This is a genomic window from Nakamurella sp. (assembly GCF_048594475.1).
Classification (GTDB): Bacteria; Actinomycetota; Actinomycetes; order Mycobacteriales; family Nakamurellaceae; genus Nakamurella.
This window is the reverse complement of sequence record NZ_JBMDXT010000079.1, coordinates 1-2,418: the sequence shown is the minus strand read 5'-3', so window position 1 is coordinate 2,418 and position 2,418 is coordinate 1. Positions and strand designations below refer to the sequence as shown.

The following is a 2,418-nucleotide window of genomic DNA, read 5'->3' as shown; positions in this document are numbered from 1 at the left end:
CCGGTGAGGTAGCCCTGGACGGTGGGTCCGATCAGGGTGACCACCGTGTCGTCGGGCAGGTCGGTCATCGGCGGGAGGCGCCAGACGTAGCGGGTCATGGCCAGGCCGACGAGCTGGCTGGCCACCAGCCCGGCCCGGAGTTCACGTTCGTCGTCGTCGAGCGAGCGGGCGACGGCGCCGATCATGCTCTCCCGGAAGATCCGGCCGAGCCGCTCGAGGGCGATCGGTTCGTGCGCGGCCGTCAGGATGATCGAGCGCAGCACTTCGGCCATGGCCGGGTCGTCCCACGCGGTGAGCAGGACCCGGACCATCGCCTCGCCGCGGTGCGCCAGGGGCGAACCGGCGACGGCGGCGATCCGTTCGAGGTACCCGGGGGGCGGCCGCAGGCAGGCCTCGAGCAGGGCCGACTTGGTCCGGAAGTAGTAGGACACCAGCCGCGGGTCGACCTGGGCGTCGCGGGCCACCGCCCGTAGCGACGTTCCGGCCCACCCGTGTTCGGCGAACGAGCGCCGCGCCACGGTCACGATGCGATCCATCGCGACACCGCGTTCCTGGCTGGGTCCACGCCGCCCGCCGTCCGTCATCCGCCACTCCAGGTCACAGCCGTTGCGCCGGCGCCTCCGATCGTCCAGACTTCCTCAGTCGCGGAAATTTCGCCAGTGGACCACGCGGGGGTCGGATGGGTACCAGGATCGAGTCGGCCGGCACCGGACCGGGCGAGCGCCGTCTCAACGGCCCGCAGACCACCGGCCGCGACTACCGCGAGCTGTCCGAGCCGCGCTACCGGATGACCACCGACGAGGACGTCGAGATCCGGGTGCGCGACGGGTCCCGCCTGTACGCGGATGTCCATCACCCCGACGACGGCGGCCGGTTCCCGGCCCTGGTCGCCGCGTCGCCGTACCCACGGCAGATTCAGAACCTGGGTGCACCTCTGGGTTTCATCGAGGCCGGAGCGAGTGACTTCTTCGTCCCCCGTGGCTACGTGCACGTCATCGTGAACCTGCGGTCGACCGGCGGATCGGACGGCACCTTCGGCTTTTTCGACGGCCAGGAGCGGCGCGACCTGCACGACGTGGTCGAATGGGCGGCCGCGCAGCCCTGGTGCGACGGCACCGTGGGCATGATCGGAATCAGCTACTTCGCGATGGCCCAGCTCGAGGCGGCGGTGGAGAAGCCACCGCACCTCAAGGCCATCTTCCCGCTGGCCGTGACCCCCGACCTGTACGACGCGGCCTATCACCACGGCCTGCTCAGCTCCAGTTTCGACGCGCCCTTCGTGACGGCGATGGGTGTGACGTCCGGGCGCAGCGACGCCTTCTGGCGGGGCCGGCTGCTGGCCGCCGTCCGGCACGTCCTGAACGAGCCACGGATCCACGCCCGGTTGGCCCACATGAACGGCGAGGCGGCCGTCACCGGGCTCAAGAAGGTCATGCGGCTGCACTACGACCCGGTCCCGTGGGACCGGCTGTTCCAGCAGATCGCCATCGAACACCAGGTCCGCGACGGATTCTGGGACGACCGGAACGTGTTGCCGCTGCTGGCGCAGGTCGACATCCCGGTCTACCTGGGCTGCGACTGGCAGAACGTGCCGCTGCACCTGCCCGGGACCTTCACCGCCTGGGAGGCGTTGCGGCACAACCCGAACGTCCGCATGGGCATGCTCGGCGAGTTCGGCCTGACCTGGCCGTGGGAAAGCCTGCACGTGGAGGCCCTGGCCTGGTTCGACCACTGGCTCAAGGGCCGGGACACCGGAATCATGGACGGGCCGGCCGTGCGGTACCTGCTGCCCGGCCAGGACGAATGGCGAACCGCCGACGCCTGGCCCCCACCCGCCGAGCACCGCGCGTTCGCGCTCGCCGCCGACGGCACCCTGAGCGGCGACCCGGACAGCCCGGACAGCGCGGCATCGCGTCGGTACCTGTGCGAGGGCGCCGGCCTGAACCGGATGCCCAACGCCAACCCCTTCCCGCTGCCGGGCCTGCTGGCCTGGGACACCGACCCGCTGGCCCACGACACCGACGTGGTCGGCGACATCGAACTGCGCCTGCACGCGAGCAGCACCGCCTCCGACACCGCCTGGATCGTGGTGCTGCAGGACGTCGACGAGGCCGGCGAGGCCGTCGACGTCACGGCCGGGTTCCTGCGGGCCGCCCTGCGCGCGGTCGACGAACCCAACAGCCGCCCCGGCGCGCCGGCACTGCCCTGCCGGCACCCCGAAGCGGTACCGGCCGGCGAACGCGTCGAGTACCGCATCCCGCTGGTGCCCAACGCCCGCCGGTTCCGGGCCGGCCACCGGATCCGGCTGGTCCTGACCTCCGACGACCAACCGGACGACCGCCCCGCGATCATGAACTTCCGCCACACACCGGTCGGCACGAGTGCCGTCAACGAGATCTTCGCCGACTCCCGGCTACT

2 protein-coding genes are annotated in these 2,418 nt (G+C 71.4%); one reads left to right on the top strand and one right to left on the bottom strand.

Features of this window, described 5'->3' with window-relative positions:
• A partial coding sequence (locus ACOJUF_RS03830) for a TetR family transcriptional regulator (RefSeq protein ID WP_420120541.1) occupies window positions 1-536 on the bottom strand: 536 nt, incomplete at its 3' end.
• Between the two features lie 143 nt (window positions 537-679).
• On the opposite strand from ACOJUF_RS03830, the gene ACOJUF_RS03825 reads away from it, so the two are divergent.
• Window positions 680-2,418 (top strand): CocE/NonD family hydrolase (locus tag ACOJUF_RS03825; protein WP_420120540.1); only part of this gene is annotated, 1,739 nt, incomplete at its 3' end.